General features: G+C 70.5%; 1 protein-coding gene. It reads right to left on the bottom strand.

All coding sequences use genetic code 11. The features are described 5' to 3' along the window. The coding region (locus tag HW445_RS24245; RefSeq protein WP_180223072.1) for a type I polyketide synthase at positions 1-3,094 on the bottom strand (3,094 nt) is incomplete at both ends.

Genomic DNA, 3,094 nt, shown 5'->3' with positions numbered 1-3,094 from the left:
TACCGAAACGGCCAGCTTCCGCCCACGCCTCCTGCGACAGGGCGACCTCCGCGAACACCTCCTGGCCTCGACGCCACACGCCGCGCAGGCCCTGGAACACCGGGCCGTAGCCGAACCCGGCATCCGCGAGGACCTCGTACAGGCCCTCCACCGGGACCGGTTCCGCCTGACGCGGCGGCCACTCGGCGAGCACCACACCCGCCTCGACCGGCGCGGTGGAGGTGAGGTAGCCGGAGGCGTGCCGGGTCCAGATGCCGCTGTCGTCACCCGCGGGCGAGGAGTGGATGGTGATCGGACGGCGCCCGTCAGGCTCAGTCGCGGAGACCATGACCTGGACCGCGACCGCCCCGTGCTCGGGGAGCACGAGAGGGGCCTCGAGGGTGAGGTCGTCCAGGGAACCGCAACCGAGGCGGTCGCCGGCGTGCAGTGCCAGTTCCACGAACGCGGTTCCGGGCAGCAGCACAGTCCCGAACACAGCGTGATCGGCCAGCCAGGGATGCGTGTCCAGCGAGAGCCGGCTGGTGAGGACGAGTCCATCGCCGTCCGCGAGCAGCACCTCGGCAGCAAGCAAGGGGTGCTCAACGGTACGAAGGCCGAATCCGGTCGGATCACCGGCTGCGGATCCCGAACGGAGCCAGAACTCTTCGTGCTGGAAGGCGTAGGTGGGGAGGTCGACGCGTCGGGGGTTGGTTCCGGCGTAATACGCGGTCCAGTCGACGGCAGTGCCGTTGGTGTGGAGTTCAGCGAGGGCTGTGACGACGGCGTCGGTCTCGGCCCGGTTCTTCCGCAGGGCCGAGACGAATGCGGCCTCGGCAACCGTCTCCTGGGCCATGGCGGACAGGACCCCGCCCGGACCCAGCTCCAGGTAGGTGCTCACGCCCTGGGCGTCCAGATGGCGGATACCGTCCGCGAACCTGACCGTCTGACGGACGTGGTCCACCCAGTAGTCCGCGGTCAGCAACTCCTCACCCGCGACAGAGCCGCTCAGGTTGGAGACGATCGGAATGCGGGGCGCGTGGAAAGTGGCCGTCTGCAGGAGAGTGCGGAACTCCTCGAGCATGGGCTCCATACGCGGCGAGTGGAACGCGTGACTGACCCGCAGCCGCTTCGACTTCTCGAACCGGCCCGCGATCGCCAGCACCTCGTCCTCGTCACCCGAGATCACCACCGAGGTGGGACCGTTCAGGGCCGCGATGGACACCCGGTCGGTGAGCAGCGGCAGGACCTGGTCCTCGGTCGCCTGGACGGCGACCATCGCCCCACCCTCCGGCAGCGCCTGCATCAGCCGGCCCCGCGCAGCCACCAGAGCAGCCGCATCCTCCAGCGACCAGACACCCGCGACGTGCGCGGCAGCCAGCTCACCGATGGAGTGGCCCAGCAGATAGTCGGGGGTGACACCCCAGTGCTCCATCAAGCGGAACAGGGCCACCTCGACGGCAAAGAGGCCCGCCTGCGTGTAGACAGTCTTGTCCAGCAGGTCCGACTCCGGGTCGAAGACCAGCTCCTTCACCGGCCGGTCCAAGTGCTTGTCCAGCTCCGCGCAGACCGCGTCGAACGCGTCCGCGAACACCGGGAACGCCTCATACAGCTCCCGACCCATCCCCGCCCGCTGCGAACCCTGGCCGGAGAACAGGAACGCCGAACGCCCACTCACAGCCGTGCCCCGGACCACACCGGGCGCGGTGCCGCCGGAGACCAGAACCTCCAGCCCCCGCACGAACTCCTCCCGGTCCGCCGCCACCACGGCAGCCCGGTACTCGAAGTGCGAACGGGTGGAAACCAACGACCAGCCGTTGTCCCCGGTCGACGTCTCCTCGTCCTCACGCACCCGCGACAACAGACGCTGCGCCTGACCGGCCAGCGCCTCCGGCGACTTCGCCGACAGCACCCACGGCACCACCGGAAGCACAGCCGCCGGCTCCACCTCCGCCACCGGCTCCTCACCGGCAACGGCCTCGAGAATCACATGCGCGTTCGTCCCACTCACACCGAACGACGACACACCCGCACGACGCGGCCGGTCACCCGCCTCCGGCCACTCCCGCGCCTCCGTCAACAGCTCCACTGCGCCGGCGGCCCAGTCGACCTTCGACGACGGCTGGGCGGCGTGCAGGGTGGGCGGCAGGACGCCATGACGCATGGCCATGACCATCTTGATGATTCCGGCGACGCCGGCGGCGGCCTGGGTGTGGCCCAGGTTCGACTTCAGCGATCCCAGCCACAGCGGCCGGCCGTCCTCCGGACGCTCCTGCCCGTACGTGGCGAGCAGCGCCTGCGCCTCGATCGGGTCGCCGAGGGTGGTGCCGGTGCCGTGCGCCTCGACGGCGTCGACGTCGGCACCGGTCAGACCCGCGTTGGCGAGTGCGGCGCGGATGACCCGCTGCTGGGCGGGACCGTTGGGGGCGGTGAGGCCGTTGCTGGCGCCGTCCTGGTTGACGGCGGAGCCGCGCACGACCGCGAGGACCTGGTGGCCGTTGCGGCGGGCGTCCGAGAGCCGCTCCACGAGGAGCATGCCGACACCCTCGGACCAGCCCGTGCCGTCCGCGTCGTCGGAGAACGACTTGCAACGGCCGTCGGCGGCCAGGCCACCTTGACGCTGGAAGTCCAGGAAGGCGGTGGGCGTGGCCATGACGGTCACACCGCCCGCGAGAGCCATGTCGCACTCGCCGGAGCGCAGTGCCTGCGCGGCCAGGTGCAGGGCGACCAGGGACGACGAGCACGCCGTGTCCACCGTCACCGCCGGCCCCTCGAGCCCCAGGGTGTAGGCGATGCGACCGGTGACGACGCTGCCGGTGTTTCCGATACCGAGGAACGCCTCAACCCCCTCGGGAACGGAGTTCGGGGACATCGCGTAGTCGTGGTACATGAGGCCGGCGAAGACGCCGGTGCGGCTGCCCCGCAGGGCGGTGGGCGCGATGCCCGCCTGCTCCATGGCCTCCCAGGATGCCTCGAGCAGCAGACGCTGCTGCGGGTCCATCGCCAGGGCCTCACGCGGTGAGATGCCGAAGAAACCGGGGTCGAAGCGACCCGCCTCGTGGAGGAAGCCTCCCTCGAGGGCGAGTTCCTGGTGGTCGGGATCCGTGTCGAGCAGGGC

This window comes from Streptomyces sp. UH6, from assembly GCF_013421635.1.
Classification (GTDB): domain Bacteria; phylum Actinomycetota; class Actinomycetes; order Streptomycetales; family Streptomycetaceae; genus Streptomyces; species Streptomyces abyssomicinicus.
This window is presented reverse-complemented; position numbering and strand designations above follow the sequence as displayed.